A 20,640-nucleotide genomic window follows, 5' to 3' on the forward strand; every position below is an offset into this window, starting at 1 on the left:
AAAAGAAAAGGGAAAAGATCCAAAAGATTACTTCTTGTTGCCACTGGATTTTGAAGGGGCATGATTGGGATTCAGCTGATTTGATCGATTGTCCACAGCTGCTTTTTGAGAAGGGTTGTTCGTGTTCTTTACATCAGCTCGTTGGTTACTTGTCATATTTTTTTACCTCTTTGACGTTTTTATTCAAAACACAATTCATGATTTTTCCTGTAAACCACAAAATACTACATATCCGCACCTCCCGGACATGTTCGAGGCACAGTATGAACCGGAGGATCTTTGGATCTAGTTCCAGTCGTAAACAGCACCCCGCTGGAAATACTTCTTGGTGTTAATAATATCCGCCAGCGTATCTGCCTGAACCGATTCAAGGGAGTATTCCCTGAATGGGAATTCTGTGTTGAGGAATAATGTTCCCTGCGGAGTAAGCATCAGATACGAATCGATCATACATGTGGCGGATTCAAACACAGGAAACGCTCCACGACGGAGTTGGAGATTTCCGTTGAGGGTCCGGAATTGTGAAAACTCATCATCCGTGATTCCCAGTGTCTCTACCGCATCATCGTTCTGGCCTTTTACATGGAGGAACTGGAAGATTTTCCACCGGGATGGATCCAACTGCCGGATTAAATCCCGCATATCTTCCAGAAACGTGTAGCGGGTTACCGTGGAGTTGACTTTAAGTTTAATTCCAAGATCATGAATGGTCTGAGCTATTTCCAGACAATGTGCGACATGGAATCCATTGCCACGCCCCAACAGTTCCTCAATATAATCGGATGCAGAATCAATTGAGAGACCAATCCAGTCAACAGATCCTGATAGTCGGTTCATCACCTCGTCATTCATCATCGACCCATTACTCGTGATCCCAACTGTGAACCCCATTGATTTTGCGATTCGTGTGAGATCAAAGATGAGGGCACTGCACATCGGCTCACCCCCGACAAAATTTATTTTCTCGATCCCCAACCGGTTTAAATGATTCAAAACGTTCTCGCCTTTTTCAAGGGACGTGAGATCGCCCGTAAGATTTTGCATGCAACAGAACGTGCATCGGTAGTTGCAATGGGAGGTCATATGCCAGTTAGCAGATTTAAGGTGGCTTTTTGACATGCAATTAATCTATAAATTTTGAGCCCTAATATCCAGATTGAACGCATAAAATTGTTGCATCACAATCTTCTCGTTCAGAAAAATTTAAATATTATTTTTAGGTTTATCAGTATTATCGGACAAGAGATGATTAATGAGTCAAATTCCAAAAATTACAGATAAAGAGTGGCTTATTTTAAAATTATTTATTGTAGAGGAAAGTTTTGTTCTTTGTAAAAATGAGATGGCGACACATCGAAAAAAAGATCTTCTTGCCATGCAATTGGAAGACCACTTCTATTCATATCCTGATGCAATTGTTAAGAAACTTACAAGAAAATTTAATCCGTATAATCCAATGGATGTGAAAACTCATTCGGATTTGTCACATTCTCAATGCAAAGATATCCTTCAGGTCCATCCACCTACTGCCAGAGCTGCATGCCGGCATTTTACAGAAGTAGGTATTTTTGAGCGGGTTGAAGGAGAAAGAGCCGGGAAAAAAAACCAGGAGACTACCAAATTTTTCTTAAAAACGGATTTCAAAACATTTAAAATCGTTCTCTCAATTGTGAAAGAACGATGTCCTGATTATTATTTCATTGAAATGCTGAGTTATCCATACTTATCGCAATTTATTGATGAGGACCTGGTTCGTCTAATTTTATCCGAAAGAAATGTCTCGATATTAGTTCGTATCGGTATTCTTGACTGGAAACCGGATGAAATTCTGAAAGCGTTCAGATCTTGGGAGGCCGATGAGACTCTTTCGCAAAAAAATCTTAAATCACACATCCAAGATGGTATCCGGGATTTTGAAAACCATTCGGTTTATCAAAAGGAGGTTTTCCGATGGACAATTTCTCCTTTCACCCATACCCAGATCCCTATTCAATCCAGAGAAGTCACTGATGACGAACGAAAATATGATCTGGAAAAAATTATTCGGGATGAGGAAAGATTTGATCAGACGCTGAGGCAATATCCCAGCCCCTATTATGATCATACTCGCATTGTGGAGCGAGAACGGTTGATTCTTCCCATACTGGCATTAATTCAAAGTTCACCAGCAGCCCTTTCAGAATTTGTTCTTGGGGATTGGCCGACGTTCCAAATCCAAGAGGGGTTCATTAAAAGGAATAATGAGGCATTTCGAAATGAATTATTTGGTCGTTTGATAACCCGGGCAATGATGGATGTTGGAAGAACGATGCTTCTTCCGCATAACTGTATTGTAGAGAAGTTTTTCATCAGGAACTTTCCATCAAGACGATCTTATTCCGGGGAGGATAAAAAGGAAGATGCCTTGATAATGATTCGACTATCCTGCGGATATGAGATATATTATGATCTTACCTTTTCGACAACGCAAATAAAATCCATACCCACAAAACCGAGGGAAATTACCAACGAAAAAATGCTGAAAAACGAAGATCAAATGGAAGATAACTCACTTGTTAAAATCTGGATAAAAGAGTCACAAGTTCAACCATATTTTCTGAAATTACCAGAAATCAGAAGTCATATTTCTTTCCTGAAAAAACTAAGGGAGAACACGTTAGTGGCAAATTATGTCAGAAATAAAATGTCAAACAGATTGCACAATTTGCTTCTTTTCTATGAGAGAATGAATGATCCAAATCCAGCATTGGTCACATCAATAATTATGGATCTCAACCGGGTATTATTGAGGGAGGATTTCTATGATGATCACGCATTCTCTCAGGTCGCCCTGTCTCAAGAATCTAAATACTCGATTGAATCCTGTGCAGGATCGTTAATTGACCAGGACCAGAAAACGTTTTTTATGATGATTTATCGTCGGAATAGACTGCTTTTTGATGACGCATTTGGAGATGTTATAATGCGCTTTGGAGACTGGAAATATCCTGTACCCAAAAAACTTCTGGATGAACTAGAAAAACAGAAGAAACTAATGTAAGGCAGAATGATCCCACGTCATCCAATTTTGAAGTACCTCCCAGATCTCTGCATATTGGGATCCGATTGCCCGGTTTTCCGGATCAAGAGGTCATAATTCGCGAAAATGGGGGTGAGTTTCGATCATTTTGGGTCGTTTTCACGTCGGAGAATGGGAGGTCATATGTAGCTATATTACAGCGGGCGATCTCCTCTCCGGAGGTGCATCGGATTGCACTAGGACAACGAAGTTTCAGTGTCCGAAATGGACCTCTTGATAAAATATCACACATATCCGAATTTCATCTAGTGAGTCTTAGGATATCATCACAAGAATCCCGAACCGGTCCTCAAATCACCTTATGCAAACGGTTCCAAACGTGACTTTTTACGGATTCAATTGGTTAAAATAATCAGGAGTTGGCGGGGTAAATCTGCAGAAAGATTCTATGCACGGGATCTATTCTCCATATATTATTCTCGTAGATATTTACAGATAAAAATTCATAGAGACGTAAGTGTCGGATTTAGAGGAATGATTGACAGGAACGTGACTTATGAACACCGTTTGATGATTTCAAACGTGATCAATAAATAAGGTCATCTTCAACATGACTTCATCCATTATTGAACGAAGTACAAATATAATTTCGATACTATTTTCTATTATAATTTCAAAGACTCAATCACGTTGCGGAGTTACGGATATCATGAAACCTTTAGAGGCATTTAATCACGAAGAATGTCTTGAAGACAATTTAAAAAATAATCAATATAAATATTTAATATTACTCAATCTTCGAGATCATGAACATACAATACTCTGGCAAAAATTCAATGTGTTTTTAGCCTTCAATACAATCATAATTGCAGTAATTGCCGCAGTAATCTCTCTTCAAAACAATAGTAAGGATGGTCCTCCAACTGCAACAATAATGGATCTCAAACCAGAGGTACTGATTATTTTTTGCATTATTTTCTTTGTTGGATTTGTATGTTCAATTTTTATTTCCCGTATCTTAAAAGGCAGTGATTATTGGATAGAATTTTGGGAGAATAAATTATATAATTTTGAAAAGATTGTTTCTCCAGATAATCAAAAAGGTGTCTGCATTTTTTATAATCATCCATCAAGAGCGACCAGAGATTTAGAAGTGGTACTAAAGAAATTGGAGAAACATCCCTCCCCAGAAGAATTTACACAATTAACTATTGAGAAAAAGAAACTTCAAAAGATTTTTTCAGATGCTCTCGATAAAAACTATGTTTCATCTCGAAAAAATATGACTCGATTAGTAAGAGCAATTAAATTGTTTTGGGCAGTTGCTTTTTCAGTGACTGCAGCAATTTTTGTATGTCCTGTGTTTGAAATAACTCACAATTATTTTGGATTTATTGGTCTTTTTGCCATATCTATAATAATTATGTGGCTTATTTATTATGCCGTCGATAAAAAAATCGAAATGGATAATAAGCGACTGCTTGAATCATGATATAATAGTGAAGGGATAATGACAAAAATTAACGTTGCGCTCATAGGGATTGGAAATTGTTCCTCATCATTGGTTCAAGGTGTCGAATCAATCAAAAAAACAAGAAAACAAAAAAGCCTGAATGTAATATTCAAATCAATTGGAAAATACAAAATTTCAGACATAAATTTTGTTGCCGGGTTTGATATTGCCTCAAATAAAGTGGGTGAAGATTTAAGTAAGGCAATTATTATAGATCCAAACAACGCAACAAATTTTTTTGATGTAAAGGATCTAGGAGCTGAAATTTATAAAGGACCTGTATTGGATGGAGTAAGTAGTAAAGTTAAAAATAGAATTTTTGTAGACGTTCAACAACTGCCTGTTGATGTGAAAAAAATCCTAAAAGAAACTGGCACGGATATTGTTGTGAATTATCTTCCTACCGGAAGCAAAAAAGCAACTGAATTTTATGCGAATGAAGCTCTCAAAGCGGATTGCGGGTTTATTAATGCAATCCCTGAGCCAATTTCATCAAAGTCTAAATGGAGATCGCGATTCTCTAACGCGGGTCTTCCTCTTGCTGGGGATGACATCAAATCCCAAATCGGGGGAACAATTCTCCATAGGACATTAGTAGATATTTTTGTGAAACGAGGAGTTTTTATTGAAGAGACCACTCAGTCAAATGAATCTGGAAACATGGATTATCTTAATTTGTCTGATGAAGTTAGATTTTCTTCAAAGTTAATAACAAAAATTGATTCCATTCAAAGCCTTATTCCTTACCCTACAAAAATCAATATGCCAACTCCCGTCTTTGATGAAAAGAATAGAGACCATCGCATTTGTCAGATATCTATGAAGGGACGATATTTTGGAGATACACCAGTTTCTGTCGATATGATGATAAAAGAAGAAGACTCTCCAAATTCTGCGGGTTCAGTGGTTGATGTGATAAGATTGATGCGATTAGCAATGGACAAGAAAATTTCTGGACCATTGGATGAGATTTGTCCATTTTACTTTAAGCATCCCAAGAAGCAATGCGATGACGATACAGCTCTCGATAGGGTAAAAAAATTTATTCAATCATAAATACTATTATCAACCGTTTTTTAAGAGAGTTTTTTTCTTGATCGTTCTACAATTCCCGCAACCAGTTCATCCATATAAGCAAACCATAATGGCCTTCGTTAATGAGTTCACATGAAACGTTCGGTTTCTGGAAAAAAACGGATCTCACTTGCATTTTATGAGGCATGGATCCTCACATTAAAATAATAAAACTAATCATCTCACGCTCTAATTCAACCTAGGAAACATTATGGGAATAATTCATTCTGAAGTGAGAGAACAACATCTTACTCATTATCCAAAAGAGGAAAATTTATTAAAACCATTTTTAGATGGGTTCGACATCACATGGGGAAAAAAAAGAAAATGGGGAACGTCCGAATATTCTGTTTATTTTTTAAAACCTGCCAATTATATTCAGGAAGAATATGGCTTTTCAAGAGAGATTATGCTAGTTTATTCTGAATATAAAAATTTAGAACCAAGGACAATCCAAGCAATTGAACAATTTATTAAAGACATGCCAGCAGCAGGCAGAGTGGAAAACCTGACTTATTTTTTAGTTTCAGAATGTGATCAAACTGAAAAATGGGTTAATGATTATTTGTCAGGAAATCCAGAATCTCGTATTATTGTCCCTTTCTATTCAAATGAGTTACAGAATGCAAAAGGAGATGCATATTTCGTTCGAAATATATTGAATAATAATCTCTATGGCCGAGATTTATTTGATTATTTATTACCATTAGTAACGGATAATTATTTCTTTGGAAGAAAGGATATCGTTGCAAGTATTTACGACGGGGTTAATAAAAACGAGAACAAGGCACTATTTGGTCTTCGGAAAACGGGAAAAACATCAATTCTTTTTAAAATTTCACGCCAAATCTCTGAAAATAATGGTGGTGAAGTTTTTTTTATTGATTGTCAACTTCCTTCAGTAAAATTACTACGATGGTATCAATTGTTCGAAATGATTTGTAAAAAGGTTGAAAAACGTGTAAACATTAAAATTAATGGTGAATTTACAGAGATTCAAGCATCTGAAACATTTTTAAATTATATTGAAGCATGTGGAAAATGTGGGAGAATTATTCTGATTTTTGATGAAATTGAAAATATAACTCCAATATCTGATATACCACACTGGAAAAAAGATTTTATTAGTTTTTGGCAGACGTTCCGAGCGGTTCAGACACAATATCGAAATGTTTCTGTAATTATTGTTGGTGTGAATCCATATCCTTGTGAAGTGGCAAGAATCGAAAATGCCCAGAATCCACTTTTTGGGATTGTTTCATATCAATATTTAAAGGGACTATCTTTACCGGATTTAAAAAATATGATATATACTCTCGGAAAAAAGATGGGATTAAGATTTGATGATAGTGCATATGAATACATATTTGAAAAATATGGAGGACATCCATATCTCACGAGAATTGCTTGTAGTTGTCTAAATACAACATTCATGAATCTAGGGGAGAAAAAACCAATTGATATCAATAAAGAAAAAATTGAAAAATATGATAATCTTATCGATTCGACCCTTTTTGCATATTCAGGAAGTGTTGTATCAGAATTGAAAATGTTTTATAAGCAGGAGTACGACATTTTAGAGCTCGTAGCTAGTGGTCAACATAAAAAATTTTTAGATCTCGCGATCCCTCCAGAATATTTAAGGCATTTACGTGAATATGGATTATTAGAATACGACAAAAATAAAATTCCGGTAATATCGGTTCCGGTTGTGGGAAGGTATATCGGTTTAGAATATATGCAAAATGAAGGAAGAAAAACAATTTACAAAATTATCGAACCGAATGATCGAGTGTTATGGTTAGATAATATTAAAAAATCAATTATCAACGATTTTCAATCTTTAGAACGAAATGCTCGATTAAAGGGATTACCTTCTTTATTCGGTCCAAATTCTTTTCCAGAAGCGGATGAATTCTCTCAATTATTTATTGTACAAGATAAATCAACATTTTGCACATTTATGAATACTTGTCACCGTTGTTTTGTTGAGTCAATTGATAAATATGGAAAATCGATCTCAAAAAACAATTATTTTGATGATATTCAAAAATCCTATCCAAATTTATGGAAATCACTATATCGGATTAAACTGTATCGGCACAAATGTGATCATCGGGAATTAATTGACAGATACCACAGAGATTTTGAGATGTTTATAGCAATTGACCTTGAAGGAAAACGGGCTGATGAAATACCAGATGTTCAATTTTTTATGCAACAAGTTGTTTTGGACAGTTTATTTTTGAGTATTCAAATAGAACTAAATAAAGTTGCAAGTTAATTGGATTAAAAAAAATGATCAAAGATGAATTAAGTTGAGGATATCAAATAGGTTTGGAGACTGAAGACCTTTGGTTCTGACGGCCCGTACCACGGCGGGAAACACCCGGACATGATCCGTGGCGATCTCGTTCTTACTATTCCCAATCCCCACCGGGCCGGGATCAGCGTGGATCTTCTGGTAAGAATTCTCCGGCAGGCTCACATCTCCCGGGACGAATGGGCACTTCATGAGTAAGGGAATTTTCCTGTCAGGGCCGCCATACATCTTAACTAACCACGTCCTGTGAGGAAAAGATCTTTTGAATTAATATACATCAACACCACCACTTCTCTATTGGATACGATACGATTCACCATCACATGATCATGGAAAGAGGAAAAGGGCGGGCCTTGGACTGTCCCGGCGGAAGAGAGGGCAGAAGTACCTGGTTCCCGGTCTTTTTTGCAGCTCTTGCGGTTATGCTGATGGTACTTCCGGCTGCGGCAGCAGAGATGCCGTCATGGCACAACACAACCGGCCCGCAGCCGGTCCAGGTCGGGGTGTATGTCGTTGATTTAAACACGTTTAATGTTGCAGATGGTTCGTTCGGAGTCAATTTTTACCTTGCCCTCAAATCCGATGCACCCGTATCCATCACCGATCTCGAGATCGTGAACGGGCGTATGACCTCCGTTGATACCATCCTCAACACGTCAAATGAGAAGAGTTACCGGGTCTTTGCAGCTATGACTGCCGATCCCGATCTGCGCCAGTACCCGTTCGACCAGCATACCCTCCTCATCCAGATCGAACCAAAACTGTACGACGAGAACCGGATGATTCTCGCAATTCACAACAATTCAACCGGCCACGAGCCGGATGCCGGCATCCAGGGCTGGCGCCTGGCAGGCGAAAGTTCCCGCACCATCTCCCGGACCTATGACGCAGGAGAGCCCCCCTATTCCCGTGCAGTCTTCAGTTATGAGATCCAGCGGGACATCACATCAACCATCCTGAAATTTTTCATCCCGATCCTGCTTCTCGTGATAGTGACCCTCTTCTCGCTCATGATGAAAGGGCCGTCCCGGCTGGGACTCAACGCATCGATGCTCATTGTCGCAGTCTTCATCCACTGGCGTATATCCGATGCAATCCCGCTCGTTGCGTATGCAACCTTCCTCGACGTGTTCATGATCATCACCTACTCAACAATAGTCCTGGTGCTGGTATCCGGCATCCTCATCCAGAAATTTACCGAGTCCGGCGAGCTCGCCCGTGTTGAGCAGATCCGTCACTGGTCGATTCTGTTAATACCACCTCTTTCCATCCTCATGTATCTCCTGCTCTTCCTAACCCTCCTGCATTAGGAGACGGGACCGGATTTTTGCATTGTGCATTCCAGTCCTGACAAAAACGGGCAGCCGATCGGATGACGTTTCAAAACCGGAGGCGATCAGTCAGAAATCAATACCCGGATTGTTTTACCGATCCAGGCCACGGTTCCGTACAAGAGAATGCCGGCCTGCTCTTTGTTGCACACGCCGGGCCAGCCGGTCCCCGGCTTCAGACGTTAAAAAGAGTGAACCGGATAGCCGCCCCCTCTTCAGGATGCCCGGAAACCCGGTCTTCCGCAAAGACCCGACCGCCGTACGCCTCGACAAGCATCTTGACAATGTGCAGCCCGAGCCCGTAACTGCTCCGCTCGTCCGAGCCCTTCCGGAAGCGGTCGAAGATGATGGGTTTCATCTCATCCGGGATCCCCCGGCCATTGTCGGTCACCGAGATCTCGACCATCCCGTCCGGAACAGGCTTTGCGCTGATCGTGACCTGAACTGCCGAATCCCCGTACTTGATACTGTTATTGACGAGATTGTTAAAGACAATCCCCAGGTTTTCGTCCGCAAGCACGAAGACTCCGCAGCCTTCGGTCCTGATATCCACAGAATGATAGTCGTGGAGGATCTTCTGGACAAGCGCCAGAAGATCGGTCGGCTTTTTCGACGGGGGGTGTTTGTAGATCGCAGAGATGATCTCGATATTTTTTATCACGTCGCGGCTTTTGTCGATGATATCGACAATGGCAGCAACGTACTTCTTTTTGTCCTCGCCCTCGCTCTCCAGCAGGAGTTCGGTATAGGCCCGCTGCGCAATCGTTGCGTTCCGGATCTCATACGTGAGCACATCCAGGTAGATGTCGAGGTACATGTTTGCCTTCCGGTGCGACTCGGCAAGGATCTTTTCCTTATCCTGCAACTCCTGGAGCATCCCGTTCAAGGACTCTTTCAGCGACGCAATCTCGTCATCGCCGCTCACCTGGATACGCCGGGAGAGATCCCGGTCTTTTCCAATCTCCTTCATGGAGAGGTCGAGCCCGGTGAGGGGAGTGCTGATATACCGGTGCAGGAGCAGCCCGGTCACGATCACGTAGATTATGCCAAGCAGCAGGAAGGCAGACAGGACAAATCCCATCGTGGTGTTCACCTGCGTGGCCATCTGCCGGGGGGTCTCCACTTCCAAAAGCAGGACCGGCTGCCCGTCAATATCCTGGATCAGGGACGAACCGGTGATCGTTGCCGGGTCTTCCCGCTGGACATACTCGGGGGCGCCGGGGCGGGTCAGTTCTGCAACCGTTGAGGATACCGTACCCTCGGTCGTGTCCAGGCGCAGGATCCGGACCGGGAGGTGCACATTCTCCTTGAGCGCTGCAACCTCTTCGAGGTCAAAGGATCGCACAACAACAAACTTCCCCCGGATGCCCTGACCGTCAGCACTTACCGGGACAATCGAATGGATGGCAACAATTGCCGGGCCATGGGGGAGAATGACAAAACCCTGCTTGCGCTTGAGCCCGGTGGGGGAGGACTGCATGAGCACCCCCGGATGCGTTGCTAAATACGCGATGAGTTCCTGCGTGATCACCGCGGCATCGGGATTCTCGCCCTTGATCGAACCCGAGTACACCAGGGTGCCGTTTACGCTGTAGATGAGAACGCCATCCGTGCGGAGCCGCTTGTGAAACGACTGCGGATCGAGAACCGACCGGATATATTCAGGGTTGGCATTCTGGACAAAGCGGCTCGTTGCATCCGATACCGCCCAGGTGTTGAGGCTCCGGCCAAGATCATCGGTCCCGGTCGCGAGCTCCCCGCTCACCAGGGCCACATTGGTTGCGGATTCCTTCTGCTCGATCTGCGTGAACGAGTACAGGATGAAAAACTGGGCAACTATCGCAAGGATGATGATCAGTGCAAATACCGTTGCCCCGAGGATGAGCAGGGTCCGGGTCTGGATCTTCACGATCGTTCAATGAAGACTAACAGTTCATCCTATTAAAAGTATTCTCAACCCCAACAGGGAATTTACCAGCGTAAAAACCACGCGTATGCAGCAGTCTGCTCCAGGGCAAAACCATTCGGGCAGGACGGGCGAAACAAGCAGGGTCCGACGGGTTCGATTCCCCGCTGAAAATAAGGAAATGACCGCAGGAGAGATCAGGGCGGGACAGGCTTCTGTCACATCACGGGATGTGCGTTGTTACCGGCCAAAAATTACAATGCCTGTCCATACGAGGTATTCGCCTGCACGATATCAGGTGTATACCAGGTCAGATACAGGGATGCATTCGTATTTATTGCAGGATTGGCGGTTTTTGTGATCTGCAATTTTATTTTCACCGGGTCTTTCTTTCGTTCCGCATCCGACCAAGTCCAGTAAATGTCCCGGTTATTATCGTCATACACGGGATTTCCAAGGATAATTACTTCAGAAGTTGACGGAATGATTCGGATAAAATACCCGTAATTAGCAGACCACGTGTGCCAGCTTGCCAGTAATTCGGTGCCGGAGACATTCGTAATCACCAGCCGTAATCCTTTGGCTGAAGAGATGTGCGGGGAAAAATACTGGTGATCAGCCTGAATACCGATATTTCCGGAAAACGTATCGGCAGTATCAGCAAACCCGGGGATTGCAGTGGGTACCAGGATGAGCACCAGTACCACGAATAGTGCAAATACTGCAACCATCAGATGCGGGTTTTTTACCCGGCTTCCGGATATCCTGCTCACATTCTCACCAATTTTCCATCCTAAAAATGAATAGAGGGCAAGCGGTATGCAGGTGAGAACCGTGATGGTCGCAAACAGCCAGGAGTACCTGTTCGGGATGAGCGGCATAATCATGATAAAAAACATCAGCAGGCCAAACCACATCGGGACGAGACAGAAGAGCAGGATGAAGCGCTGGAAATCACCCTTGTAGATCGTCACAAGCGCCCGGGAACGGAGCGGGATACTCCGTAAAATCTCTTCGTTCTTCCGGCCTTCGAAGACCAGGCTGAATACCATGAGAAAGCAGATGGAAAGAAATATGGCCCCGAAAAAAAGGATCATGGACAGGAAGAGGGGAAGGTAACTCTCCTCGCTCGAAATCCAGGATGTGCCCAGAATCCTGTTCCCCATGTTGGGGATGAGCGAGATCATGGTCCCGGTTATCCCAATCAACGTGAAAAAGCGGAAGTTATCCCACAAAAAGCGCCTTATGGTAAAGAACGGTTTTTCCTTGGGTTTGCACGAAGTGCAGTGTGTGTCACCTTCAGCAAGTTCCCGGCCGCAGTCCGGACAATTTTTCATTCTCCAATCTGTGCTACCAGCGGTTTAATAAATGATCTCAAATCCCCAAATTCGTGAGAGCGCCTCCTGTGCATCCCCGGCAGACGCTCGCGGGATTGTCCCGGGGCCTGAGATCACGGAAGAGAACCCGGTCTTAAAACCATCCGATCCAGAACAGGGCTGAGAGACCAGCGCAGACTGTCAGGGCAGCCAGCCGGAACCACCGGGTTTTCCAGACCGGGATACACTCGTCGAAATCGTACGCTGCAGGAAAGACGGTCATCGGATCTCCCGGGCCATAAAAACATCACGGGAACCATAATCATTCTTGAAGATTGTTTGAAAAAAAAGCGGCATGCAGCCTGTGCTGCATTGTTTTTTGCAGGTTGTCGTGTGAAAGGAATCGGGAAAATTTACCACTGCATGCCTTCTGCCTCACCGGTCAGATGTACCGGTTTTTCCGGAGCCAGTCTGTCTGGGGCTTGAGGTACCGGAAGATGATATCGCACTTCTCGTCCTGGAAACTCCAGGGAGTGACAATGACCGTGTCGCCTTCCCGGATCCAGGCCCTTTTTTTGATCTTCCCCTTGATCCGGCCCATGCGGGTGACCCCGTCGATACACCGGACCCGGATGTGGTTTGCCCCGAGCATCTGTTCGGCAAGGGCAAACTGTTCGTTATTCCATTTTTTCGGCAACCGTACGCGGACGGTGGGAGTGCCATCTGGATTAACGGCATTCAGGTCCGGCTCATCGTTATTCTTTTTGTGAAAACCCATTCAACCAACTACGTATTGTAGGGTTAAATGGCGGCTGACATGTTGAAGGTATGTTAAGGTACGGGTGGTTTCGGGGGTTCGCTTCCGGATATCCCGGGACATGCAATCATGGCCCGGCCGAAAAAACGTGCTGTTCCCATCATACTATACGCAAGGAACGCCAACATAGTATACTGATAAAACGTTTTGACAATGCGTTATTGCGGTACGGGTCTTCCATTACAGCCCGTTACCCGGCATCCTGCAAGACTTTTTCTGGTCGGATTACCGGTCGTTCAGACGCCACGCATGGCGCCGGGCCGGACAATGAACAGCCAATTGCTTAAAAAAAATGACGCTTCAATCCTTACACCCCGAAATCCAGGGCATCCGGACCGGTTACTCGATCCGCTATACCTGCCCCACGTGCGCAAAAGAGAGTACAATTGTGAACAAGGCCCCCCGGGATCATTTCAAGGAAGCACGGGTTGTTTCCTGCAAGCACTGCAGAACCCGCTTAACCGTCCTGACACCGGGCAAGGGTTACTGAGCCGGACGTTTCCGGTATCCCCCGGTATTCCCCATTATTCCGGTTCCTGTGAGCCGGCTTTTCCTGCAGTATTTTCTGGTCACTACCCATCATACTATACGTCCGGACAACCAATACTACGATAACACAAACAGTTTTGACAACAGATCACCTCCCAATCGGACCCCTGAAACAGGGCGGTCCTGTCACCTTCGAAACTTTTTTGCGTGATTAGGTCCTGGCTGCCAGGCCGGTTTCATGGTTTCCGGAAAAAACCCATAAGAAAGAATGCATTATGACGATTCAGCAATCAATCCCCGAGATTAAAGGAACGAGAGCCGGATATATTATCCGGTTCTCCTGCCCCGTATGTGCTACGGAAAATATCATCATCGCCCGATCTTCAAAAGACCATGCAAGAGAGATCCGTGTTGCCCCATGCAACCAATGCCGGAGCCGATCCGCGATCCGGACTCCTGTTGTAAACAATGCACGAAATTATTCTGCCGTGCCTGTCCTCCAGATAAAACCGGCAATGCATTAGGACCGGCCCCTTCCACCTCTTTTATTACCTGGCACAGAAATTACTGTCCATGGCAGACAGGAAGGAAAACACGCATAAGTCCCATACCGTACTGGATACCAGCCAGGACAAAAAGCGGAACGAGGAAGAGGTCCGCCACCACCCGGAATCCAGCCCCCAGCCGCACCCGGCACACCACCCCCAGAAACAACCCACGGGCTCACCCCGGCATCATCCTCATACTCCCCCGGAAGGACAGGCCCTCAACACCGACCATGGCACCCACGAGGACCGTCCGGTGCCGGGAAAGATTGCCAAAAAAAGCAAACGACCGGGATTCTGAATTCTCCCGCCAGGTGAGAACGGGGAGATCCATCTTCCGGAAGGGCAACCCCCCCCCACCCCGGTTCATCTCCCTTACCGGGACACGATTACCCGTGGTTGTGTAAAAAAGTCATGCTCCCACTCACCAGGATTGCGTCAGGCCGGGCGGAACAATTCCTCTGCGGATGAGCGGGCCACGCCGACCGGTCATCATCAGGTTACTCCTTCAATCACATCCCCAAATAGTTGCCGGGGGCGGATCCAGCATTCCGGCAGGTTCCATTGAATCATCTGAATTCAGGCACGCAGGGATACGGACATTCCGGCAAAAAACCCATTCTGATAAAAAAATGATAAAAAAATGATAAATTCTCTTCAAAAACCAGGATTTATCGCAGGTGGAAATGATCTTCCATATATACCTTGATAAAAAAGCAGTAATATCCAATCGGATTTGATTACTAATGACGGAAACTACCACAAACAAGTGTTCTGTAGTTGAGATTAAGGATATCACCGGGGGAGCCGGGGCACTCGGCCTCCTCGGATACGGTATGCCGGGCGTTCTTGTGAGTCTTGCCAACGCGGGAATAATCCAGGCAGGGTCGGCAATCCTCGGCATGGTGATCTTCATGGGCGGGTTTGCGATGCTCGCGGCCGGTCTCATGGAATGGAAGAAAGGCAACACCTATGGCATGGCAGCGTACGGGTGCTACGGCTTGTTCTGGTTCTCCTTTGCAGCACTTCTCCTTCTCCCGGCGCTCGGGCTGGTAAAAGATACCGGCGGAGCCGGCGCAATGGCGGCATATCTTGCACTCTGGGGACTCTTCACGCTCATTCTCTTCATCGGCTCGCTGAAAATGTCACGGGCACTCCAGTTCGTTCTCGGGACACTTGCAATCGTATTTTTCCTGGAAGCCGCAGGCGCTGCAACAGGAACCGGTATGTTCACGGTACTTGCCGGGTATGTGGGCATCATCAGCGGCTTCAGTGCGATCTACACGGCACTTGCACCGGTCCTGAATGAGGTGTACGGGAAAACCATCGCACCGATCGGGTAGGGAACTCTTCATTCATTACCAGGGTATAAGGGAATATTTTCGGGAATCATTCCCCCCGTTTTTTCTCTGTGCATCCATCATCCCCGCCACAAATGCCAGGCTCCTTTTCGCAATTCTTAAAGAACGGTTTGTCCTGCCGGGTAAAATCTGCTTTCAGATGCCCGGAAAAGAATCCCATGGGAAAATCCAGTATCAATACCGCGATCCGAAGGCAGACCAGCGGGGCATTCTCACGATTCGGGAGGGAAAAAAGGGTGCGGGTATCGGGTTCAGGTCCGGACCGGTACGATTTTCTTCAGGTGCAGGTCGAGCACGCCATTTTTTAAGGTGGATCGTGCCCCGGACTTCATGACCGGGACAGGAAGCGGGATCTCGTGATGGAGGGACAGGGATCGCTCTTCGGATAGAGTCTCCCCGGCACCTCCGGCGTTTGTCTCCTCCTGCCATTCACAGGCAATTTTCAGGGTGTACCGGTCAACAAGATCAACGGATATTGTTGCCGGGCCCGTAACGGGAACGGTTTCAAGCGTGACAATCACTTCGTCGGCAGTCTCTACGACCTCCGCGTTCAGGTTATGCGGGTTGCGGCATACGATACCCGGGTCTTCTCCTTGTGGCAACAGCGGGTTGTCGGTTGGTTCAAAAGCAAGCTGGAACAGGTAGTCCATGGATGCTTTGAGTTCGTCGAGTTCATCATAGATTGATCGGTGAAAGCGTCGTACCATTTGTCTACCTCCTCTGTTTGTTGCCCAGGTGCGTTAACCTGGATACAGGGACGAGTGCTGTTTCAGATTAAAGAGATATCGCTGGTACAATCCGGACACACCCGGGGATGGCAAAGATCTGAGCAGAACAGATCCGTAAAACATTATCCCGATGCCGGATGAATAGTGGAGGGAAAGCAATGGATGAACCTGCATTAGAAGACGAGCCGTGTGAACAGTGCGGGCTCTGCTGCCGGATACTGGGGCCCGGTATTGCGCCAACCGTACCGAACGTGTACGTCTGGATGGAGCAGGGGCGGACCGATATCCTGCGCTGGTATGTCGCGTTCATGGAGAAAGGGGATCCCATAAAATGCATTGATCTCCGGGCCGACGACCTCGGGGATGTGGTCTCGTTCGAGATGCGACATCCCGAGACGGGAGAGTTCGTGACGGTCTGCCCGTTCCTGCGACGGGTGGCAAAGACGCGGTACCTCTGCGGGATCCATTTCGTGAAACCCGATATGTGCTGGAATTACCAGCCCTGGGTCTGGGGCGAGACGTACTTCAACCGGTGCCTTGCACTCAAAAAGATCGACCGGAAATGCCGGTGGCCGCACGAATAATTTTTTTAGGGTAAAGTGCCAATCCAGCCCCTGACATCTATCTTTTACAATAGTCCGCCCCCCCTTTGCGCCAGCCCTGCCCCCATTGAGGGCGGGGGCGCATGCGATTTAGTACCTAAAATCCCGATTCAGGTAATACAGCACTATCGCAACCGGGGCGCCATAGCGGCCGGGCGAAGCCCCTGGAGCGTCAGTATTTCCGCTCCAAAACGAATTTACTTTTTTGCATTAAATTTCAGGCAGGTATTTTTTACCTTTTTTCACTCCGTAAATCCTTCCTGGATTCAAGGGCTGGAATTGTACATTACCCTTTTTTTATTTGTTGAGTCGCATATGAACGGACATTCATACCCGGATTGAAAATACGAATCGTATGAGCAGATAAAAAAAAGGTCCCTTCATAAGAAAACTCAGGGTCACGGGACATAGTACCTGTTTTTAAAAATTTGCAGGGATTGGATCGCCACCGGGCCTCCACGGTTACAGGGTCTGTTCACAACAGCAGAAACCCGATGACCGGGATGGTTACCAGGCAGAAGAGTGTTGAGATGAAAACACCCTGCGACGCAAGCGTTGCATCGACCTTGTACTCTTCCGAGAAGAGGACCGCGTTTGCTGCAACAGGCATTGCGATGAGGACGACGGCAACGCCAAGCAGGAGTTTGTCGTGAACGAATGGCAGGAGAATGAGAAACGCAAGGACCGGCAGGAGCACGAGCCGGAATGCCGTGACAAGTGCGATCCTCCAGTCACCTGCAAGGCGGGAAACCGGAAGAGTTGCAAGGAGGGCGCCGACCACGAGCATTGCGAGGGGGGTCATCGTCAGCCCGATCCAGTCGAGCGCGGTGCTGACCGGTGCCGGGATCGTGTAGCCGGTAAGGAAGAGAGCAAGGCCTATAAAGGACGCAACGAGGCCAGGGGTGAGAAGGACCAGCGGGTTGAACTTCCCGGGGCGGCCGTGAGCTATGAGATACACGCCGAGCGAAAACGCAAAGAAGTTGAACGGCAGGCAGAAGAGGATCACGTAAAAGAGCGAGTCCGGTCCAAGCACTGCCATGGCAACGGGTATTCCCATGAAGCCTACGTTCGGGAAGACGAGCATGAACTGGAAGACACCTTTCTCTGATCCGGAAGTGGGCAGGAAACGGCAGATGACAAAGCTCAGGCAAAACGCTGCCAGGTAGTATGCAACAGCAATGAGGAGCATGCTCTCTGCAATGCCGATAGTTGCATCAGACAACGGCACCTGCATGCTGCTGATGGTCAGGGCCGGCAGGGCAATGTTGACAAGGATATGGGAGATCCACCGGACCCGGTTCCCGTTCAGGACGCCGTATTTCCGGAGGACAAAGCCTGTCCCGATGATGAGAAAGAGATAGATTATCGAGAGAAAGACCAGCAAGAAATCCATGGGATCGGTTCCTGTTCAGATTCATTTCAATATTGATGAACCGATGATGTATAGTTTGGGAACGCCATCCGTCCGGCCTGCCGGGAATTATTCCCGGGAACTAACCGAAACAAAACCATACAAATACCTCATATCAGGGACAACCGGCATACCAACCCCCGGTTTACGCAAAACCGTTTTTCCATAAAATCCAAACACTAAAAGAACCGGCCGGTACTCCCTGTCGTGATCCCCATGCACCCGTTACTCAAAATAAAAACCCCGCGGCTCGAACTCATTCCCGCCACCACCGCGATACTCTCGGCAGACTGCAATGACCGCACCGATCTCGGCCGGCTGCTCTCGGCTGTCATTCCCCCGTCATGGCCCCCGCCCCTGCTCGATGATGCTACCCGTGCAGAACTTGTCAGTCTGCAGGAAACGGGATCCGACCCGAACTTCTGTACCTGGTACTGGATCCTGGATGACAAGAGCGGGGCGGGCCGCACGCTGATCGGCAGCGGGGGAACGGCATCCTGCCCGTCATCTCCGGACACCGTGATGATCGGGTACTCGGTGCTCGACGAATTCCAGGGATTAGGATATGCAACGGAAGCCGTGCACCACCTGATCCCGGTTATCTTCCGCTCCCCGGGGGTACGGAAAATCCTTGCAACAACGTACCCGGATCTGAAGGCATCAATCCGGATCCTCGAAAAAAGCGGGTTCGTACCCGCAGGTCACCGTGAGGGCGGATCGGGCATGGAAGAGGGGACGCTTGCATTCGTTTTGATCAGGCCGGATTTGTGAGGATCTTTGGCATCTGGGGTTTTGTCTATGGGGAATGCTGATATTTTTCGAGCAGGGGTCGGGTCACCTGCAAAATGGCGAGGTTTTCGGGTAACCACCCATAATAATTTTTCATCGTGTTGACCCACCACCAATTATTTTCTAAGCATGGGGAGACACTCATTGCTTTGAGACCCGGACCGACCGGAATTTCTCGTGCGATACGCTGAACGGGAAATTTGCGTGCGGCTCGCGAACGGGCCGGGCCGGTGGAATCGGGCGTTGGCATGGGAGCAGAGGAAAGGCAACGGCAAATCCGGGGATTGCGCGACGGGGCTCCGATGAGGAAGATCCCATGATGTAGTGTAAAGTGGCATCGTGTCTATTTCGTATGATCAATGTTAGCGACGATTCCTATCACAATGCCGATCCTAAAAATTCAGAAAAATGATTAAGAGATTTTAACTTCTTTGTTAAGGTCAATAATTGCATCCTGATTACGCGACTTTGCAATTGCTATCTGAGAAAATATCTCATTTAAGATGACATTGGCATTTTTAGATATAGCCATTTCAATTAATTTATTCTCATAGTTTTTGGGAGATATCATCTCTGACACAAATCCCATATTGCCGCGTTTCTTACTCTCGCATTCTACATAATCTGCAACACTTTGCATGATATCTTTTGTAAATAATAAGGATTTGGTTGTCTCAATATTTTCACCACATAATTTTGAATAAAAATTTATAATCGCTTTCCCGGAAGTGACTGGGCACTCCCAACTGATTTCAACAATCTTTTCCGAATTGATTATTTTATCATGATCAACTATAATCCATACCATTTTTTATCACTCCCATTATTTTCATTTAGTGCAATATCACGTAAATCTCTAAAAAAATTAGTACTGATATGGATCTACATCTTGTGGCTTATAGAATAGCCAATAGATAAGATACATAATACCAAGTACAATTGCGGCCGCTATACCAAGCGTAAGCAGAATTGTTGTTCCTATTGCCATCAATTGATTTCCAAATCCGGTTGATACCGAATCTGAAAAGTTCCCGAGGATATAGTTCCCGAAGAGTATGCATCCAATTGCGAATGCGATTACTCCGAAGAGATACACCCAAGGGCTAATAGGTTGTGGGTTTTCACGCATATTCGTTCCTCACTACAGAGGAGCTGGTACTCTAACACAACCTTTTTATCCCAACATTGAGATAAGTTCCTTGCATAATTTTTGAGGTTGTGGGAGGTACCAACTCCCACTACTTTTGGGAAGTCTTTTGACTTGCCCGATCTCAGCTTACGTCGTACACTATATAAACTTAACCCGAACTAACGATTTCATACGAACGTTTAATAGTATTAAAAACTATGCAAATTGATTTTTAGGAGTAAACGCGCATATAAAGAGTTTTATGTTATCGATTTTTCCTTAAACAA

General features: G+C 45.7%; 20 protein-coding genes. 11 read left to right on the top strand and 9 right to left on the bottom strand.

The window, feature by feature from the left end; genetic code table 11:
* Window positions 1-285 precede the first annotated feature (285 nt).
* Window positions 286-1,119 carry a viperin family antiviral radical SAM protein gene (locus WC598_RS09220; RefSeq protein ID WP_372961201.1) on the bottom strand — a complete coding sequence of 278 codons (834 nt, stop codon included), beginning with the start codon at window positions 1,117-1,119 and terminating at the stop codon, window positions 286-288.
* A gap of 133 nt (window positions 1,120-1,252) precedes the next feature.
* Between WC598_RS09220 and WC598_RS09225 the strand changes: the two genes are divergently transcribed.
* The 6 genes from WC598_RS09225 to WC598_RS09250 all read left to right on the top strand — a co-directional run bounded on the left by WC598_RS09225 (window position 1,253) and on the right by WC598_RS09250 (window position 9,239).
* Window positions 1,253-3,040: a hypothetical protein gene (locus tag WC598_RS09225; protein ID WP_372961202.1), complete on the top strand. Its 1,788-nt coding sequence runs from the start codon at window positions 1,253-1,255 to the stop codon at window positions 3,038-3,040.
* Window positions 3,041-3,728: 688 nt separating this feature from the next.
* Window positions 3,729-4,511 carry a hypothetical protein gene (locus WC598_RS09230; RefSeq protein ID WP_372961203.1) on the top strand — a complete coding sequence of 261 codons (783 nt, stop codon included), beginning with the start codon at window positions 3,729-3,731 and terminating at the stop codon, window positions 4,509-4,511.
* Between the two features lie 18 nt (window positions 4,512-4,529).
* On the top strand, window positions 4,530-5,588 hold the full coding sequence (locus WC598_RS09235) for an inositol-3-phosphate synthase (RefSeq protein ID WP_372961204.1): 1,059 nt from the start codon (window positions 4,530-4,532) through the stop codon (window positions 5,586-5,588).
* A gap of 229 nt (window positions 5,589-5,817) precedes the next feature.
* On the top strand, window positions 5,818-7,890 hold the full coding sequence (locus tag WC598_RS09240; RefSeq protein ID WP_372961205.1) for an AAA-like domain-containing protein: 2,073 nt from the start codon (window positions 5,818-5,820) through the stop codon (window positions 7,888-7,890).
* 111 nt (window positions 7,891-8,001) lie between these two features.
* Window positions 8,002-8,127, top strand: coding sequence for a hypothetical protein (locus tag WC598_RS09245; RefSeq protein ID WP_372961206.1), 126 nt, complete (start codon window positions 8,002-8,004; stop codon window positions 8,125-8,127).
* 131 nt (window positions 8,128-8,258) lie between these two features.
* Window positions 8,259-9,239 (top strand): hypothetical protein, encoded by a 981-nt coding sequence (locus WC598_RS09250; protein WP_372961207.1) that lies wholly within the window; start codon window positions 8,259-8,261, stop codon window positions 9,237-9,239.
* A 196-nt stretch (window positions 9,240-9,435) separates the two neighbouring features.
* Here the strand turns inward: WC598_RS09250 and WC598_RS09255 are convergent, their stop codons facing one another.
* From WC598_RS09255 to eif1A, 4 genes are all read right to left on the bottom strand, one after another.
* Window positions 9,436-11,169 (bottom strand): ATP-binding protein, encoded by a 1,734-nt coding sequence (locus WC598_RS09255; protein ID WP_372961208.1) that lies wholly within the window; start codon window positions 11,167-11,169, stop codon window positions 9,436-9,438.
* A 251-nt stretch (window positions 11,170-11,420) separates the two neighbouring features.
* Window positions 11,421-12,503 carry a hypothetical protein gene (locus tag WC598_RS09260; protein WP_372961209.1) on the bottom strand — a complete coding sequence of 361 codons (1,083 nt, stop codon included), beginning with the start codon at window positions 12,501-12,503 and terminating at the stop codon, window positions 11,421-11,423.
* A gap of 133 nt (window positions 12,504-12,636) precedes the next feature.
* Window positions 12,637-12,765, bottom strand: a complete 129-nt coding sequence (locus tag WC598_RS09265; protein ID WP_372961210.1) for a hypothetical protein — start codon at window positions 12,763-12,765, stop codon at window positions 12,637-12,639.
* 159 nt (window positions 12,766-12,924) lie between these two features.
* On the bottom strand, window positions 12,925-13,260 hold the full coding sequence (gene eif1A, locus WC598_RS09270; RefSeq protein ID WP_372961211.1) for a translation initiation factor eIF-1A: 336 nt from the start codon (window positions 13,258-13,260) through the stop codon (window positions 12,925-12,927).
* A gap of 331 nt (window positions 13,261-13,591) precedes the next feature.
* Here eif1A and WC598_RS09275 point away from each other — a divergent pair, with 331 nt between their 5' ends.
* From WC598_RS09275 to WC598_RS09285, 3 genes are all read left to right on the top strand, one after another.
* On the top strand, window positions 13,592-13,789 hold the full coding sequence (locus WC598_RS09275; RefSeq protein ID WP_372961212.1) for a hypothetical protein: 198 nt from the start codon (window positions 13,592-13,594) through the stop codon (window positions 13,787-13,789).
* 572 nt (window positions 13,790-14,361) lie between these two features.
* The gene (locus WC598_RS09280; RefSeq protein WP_372961213.1) at window positions 14,362-14,634 is read left to right on the top strand and encodes a hypothetical protein; all 273 of its coding nucleotides are present in this window, start codon (window positions 14,362-14,364) and stop codon (window positions 14,632-14,634) included.
* A 445-nt stretch (window positions 14,635-15,079) separates the two neighbouring features.
* Window positions 15,080-15,676, top strand: a complete 597-nt coding sequence (locus tag WC598_RS09285) for an acetate uptake transporter (protein ID WP_372961214.1) — start codon at window positions 15,080-15,082, stop codon at window positions 15,674-15,676.
* 269 nt (window positions 15,677-15,945) lie between these two features.
* Here WC598_RS09285 and WC598_RS09290 read toward each other — a convergent pair whose 3' ends face one another.
* Complete coding sequence (locus tag WC598_RS09290) at window positions 15,946-16,401, bottom strand: Hsp20/alpha crystallin family protein (protein ID WP_372961215.1); 456 nt, start codon at window positions 16,399-16,401, stop codon at window positions 15,946-15,948.
* A gap of 179 nt (window positions 16,402-16,580) precedes the next feature.
* Between WC598_RS09290 and WC598_RS09295 the strand changes: the two genes are divergently transcribed.
* The gene (locus WC598_RS09295; RefSeq protein WP_372961216.1) at window positions 16,581-17,006 is read left to right on the top strand and encodes a YkgJ family cysteine cluster protein; all 426 of its coding nucleotides are present in this window, start codon (window positions 16,581-16,583) and stop codon (window positions 17,004-17,006) included.
* Between the two features lie 493 nt (window positions 17,007-17,499).
* Here WC598_RS09295 and WC598_RS09300 read toward each other — a convergent pair whose 3' ends face one another.
* On the bottom strand, window positions 17,500-18,417 hold the full coding sequence (locus WC598_RS09300; protein ID WP_372961217.1) for an AEC family transporter: 918 nt from the start codon (window positions 18,415-18,417) through the stop codon (window positions 17,500-17,502).
* A gap of 234 nt (window positions 18,418-18,651) precedes the next feature.
* Here WC598_RS09300 and WC598_RS09305 point away from each other — a divergent pair, with 234 nt between their 5' ends.
* Window positions 18,652-19,206, top strand: coding sequence for a GNAT family N-acetyltransferase (locus tag WC598_RS09305; protein WP_372961218.1), 555 nt, complete (start codon window positions 18,652-18,654; stop codon window positions 19,204-19,206).
* A gap of 430 nt (window positions 19,207-19,636) precedes the next feature.
* Here the strand turns inward: WC598_RS09305 and WC598_RS09310 are convergent, their stop codons facing one another.
* Window positions 19,637-20,032: a hypothetical protein gene (locus WC598_RS09310; protein WP_372961219.1), complete on the bottom strand. Its 396-nt coding sequence runs from the start codon at window positions 20,030-20,032 to the stop codon at window positions 19,637-19,639.
* Between the two features lie 57 nt (window positions 20,033-20,089).
* The gene (locus WC598_RS09315) at window positions 20,090-20,353 is read right to left on the bottom strand and encodes a hypothetical protein (RefSeq protein ID WP_372961220.1); all 264 of its coding nucleotides are present in this window, start codon (window positions 20,351-20,353) and stop codon (window positions 20,090-20,092) included.
* Window positions 20,354-20,640: the final 287 nt, after the last annotated feature.

The sequence above is a fragment of the Methanoregula sp. genome (assembly GCF_041645475.1).
Lineage (GTDB): Archaea > Halobacteriota > Methanomicrobia > Methanomicrobiales > Methanospirillaceae > Methanoregula.